Raw genomic sequence first — 1,892 nt, forward strand, 5'->3', positions numbered from 1 at the left:
GGTGAGAGCCACAGCAAATACCGTAACGCCTTGTATTACAACGGGGGCGCGTCTTGCCGCGGCCGCCAATCCGCAAGTTTTGTCGGATGCGCGGTCTTCACAGCACCGTTGCCCGTGGCGTGCGACATAGGAATGCCGCCACGAATCTCCTCAGCCAGTGCGGTGATCTCTTCTGGGTCGATGAACCGGTAGCGGGTCAGCAGCTCGGCGCGGTTGATGCCGAGATTGGCCGCCGCGACGCGCAGGTTGTCCGCAGTGATCAGGGTTCCCTTGTCCAGCTGGTCGTAGTATGTGGACCGCGGCAGTTCCATCGCCGTCCAGATCTCTTCTCTGCTGAGGGAACGCCCTGCCAGGTAGGAGAGCACCGTGGCGAGCTCTTTGCCGCTGTCGTCGGGATACACAGGAAACAAGATAATCCAGATTGTCGGCATTCTGATCCAAAACACCTGAAATGCCTGGTGTATTAACCCGACTGAAACCCGGAGTATCCGAAGCCGCGGATCCCAGATCCAAGTTATTGGACTTTGCTATTAGGCCCGCGTTGAATTCCACGGACCTCGATGCAATGCTTCGCCGCAGTGCCCAACGCCTGTTGGATCGGCTCCGCCCTGGTTGTGTGCCAACGGTGCCGCAGTGACAGGATGGTTTCAGTAATCCGATTGGGTGCAGCTTCCGGAACACCGCGCTGTGGTAAGCCAGAGTTCGACTCGCGCCCACCGACCGATCGAGGAGTCGACAGCGATGGCCTTCTCAGTGCAGATGCCGGCACTCGGTGAGAGCGTGACTGAGGGAACCGTAACTCGCTGGCTCAAGCAAGAAGGCGACACCGTCGAACTCGACGAACCCTTGCTGGAAGTGTCCACCGACAAGGTCGACACCGAGATTCCGTCGCCGGCGGCGGGAGTGTTGACCAAGATCGTTGCCCACGAGGACGACACCGTCGAGATCGGCGGCGAGCTGGCCGTCATCGGCGACGCGGCCGGGAGCGCAGCGGAAAGCACTGCAGGTGGCGGCGCCGAGCAGCCCGCCGCCGAGGCGGCACCTGAACCGCAAGCAGCGCCTGAACCGGAGCCTTCGCCGGAACCGCAACCGCAAGCCGAATCACAGCCCGCGACTGCGCCGGCAACCGGCGAACACGACGCGACCGGCTCCTCCCAGCCGGTGCTGATGCCCGAACTAGGCGAATCGGTCACCGAGGGCACGGTGACCCGCTGGCTGAAGAAGGTCGGCGACCCGGTGGAGGTGGACGAGCCGCTGGTCGAAGTGTCCACCGACAAGGTGGACACCGAGATCCCGTCCCCGGTGGCGGGCACGCTGATCAGCATCACCGCCGAGGAGGATGTCACCGTCTCGGTTGGCGGCGAGCTGGCCAGGATCGGCACCGGCGCCACCACAGCCGCAACCAAGCCCGCACCCGAGCCACAAGCCCCACCGGCGCCCCAACCCGAGGCGAAGCCCGCACCGCAACCCGAGCCCGAAGCGAAGCCCGCGCCGCAGCCCCAACCCGAACCGGAGCCCGCAGCCCAACCCCGGGCCGACTCCGCGCCGACGCCTGGCGCGGCAAGCTCTCCGTACGTCACGCCGTTGGTCCGAAAGCTGGCCGCCGAGAACAAGATTGATCTCACCCAGGTGAATGGAACCGGGGTCGGTGGCCGGATCCGCAAACAGGATGTGCTGTCGGCCGCGCAGCAGAGGGAAGAAGCCAAACAAGCTCCGGCAGCTGCGCCGGCGGCCGCTGCGGCCCCGTCCGCCCCGAAACCGAGCGTCCCCACCCCGGCGCCCGCGCTGGCACATCTGCGGGGAACCACCCAGAAGGCCAGCAGGATCCGCCAGATCACCGCGAAGAAGACCCGGGAATCGCTGCAGGCCACTGCACAGCTCACCCAGATCCA

The 1,892-nt window shown here is 65.3% G+C and carries 2 protein-coding genes; one reads left to right on the forward strand and one right to left on the reverse strand.

Translation table 11 applies throughout. The features are described from left to right. Positions 1 to 35: 35 nt before the first annotated feature. The gene (locus WAN71_RS24740) at positions 36 to 401 is read right to left on the reverse strand and encodes a hypothetical protein (RefSeq protein ID WP_422227854.1); all 366 of its coding nucleotides are present in this window, start codon (positions 399 to 401) and stop codon (positions 36 to 38) included. 340 nt (positions 402 to 741) lie between these two features. On the opposite strand from WAN71_RS24740, the gene sucB reads away from it, so the two are divergent. Further along, a partial coding sequence (sucB, locus tag WAN71_RS24745) for a 2-oxoglutarate dehydrogenase, E2 component, dihydrolipoamide succinyltransferase (RefSeq protein ID WP_422227855.1) occupies positions 742 to 1,892 on the forward strand: 1,151 nt, incomplete at its 3' end.

It is taken from the genome of Mycobacterium sp. (assembly GCF_049280035.1).
Taxonomy (GTDB): domain Bacteria; phylum Actinomycetota; class Actinomycetes; order Mycobacteriales; family Mycobacteriaceae; genus Mycobacterium.